Here is a 537-nt window from a genome sequence, read left to right as displayed (position 1 = left end):
GTTCATGAAGCGCTACTACCGCCACGTGACGGCGCTGGCCGGCCTCAACGACATGCTGCTGCAGCACTTCGACGAGGCGATCCTCCACGCCGGCGAAGCCCTGCCGGTGGAGCCGCTCAACGAGCGCTTCGAGATCAAGGATGGCTATATCCAGGCGCGCTCGCGCACCGTCTTCCGCGACCGCCCCTCGGCGCTGCTCGAGCTGTTCCTGCTGATGGCCGAGCACCCGGGGATCGAGGGGGTTCGGGCCGACACCATCCGCCAGATCCGCGACCATCGCCACCTGATCGACGACCTCTACCGCGATGACGTACGCCACCAGAGCCTGTTCATGGAGCTGCTGCGCTCCGGCGGCAACGTGGCACGCCAGCTGCGGCGCATGAACCGCTACGGGGTGCTGGGCAAGTACCTGCCGGAGTTCGGCCGCGCCGTGGGGCTGATGCAGCACGACCTCTTCCATATCTACACCGTGGACGCCCACACCCTGCATCTGCTGAAGTTCATCCATGGCTTCCGCAAGCCCGAGGCCCGCGAGAC

Annotated in this window: 1 protein-coding gene; it reads left to right on the top strand. The window is 66.7% G+C overall.

The genetic code is table 11. The features are described 5' to 3' along the window. The coding region (locus tag AM506_RS23635; protein WP_440480364.1) for a hypothetical protein at positions 1-537 on the top strand (537 nt) is incomplete at both ends.

Source organism: Rossellomorea vietnamensis, assembly GCF_001305855.1.
Lineage (GTDB): Bacteria > Bacillota > Bacilli > Bacillales > Bacillaceae_B > Rossellomorea > Rossellomorea vietnamensis_A.
Note: the sequence above shows the minus strand (reverse complement) of the source record. Positions and strands in the feature narration are given on the sequence as shown.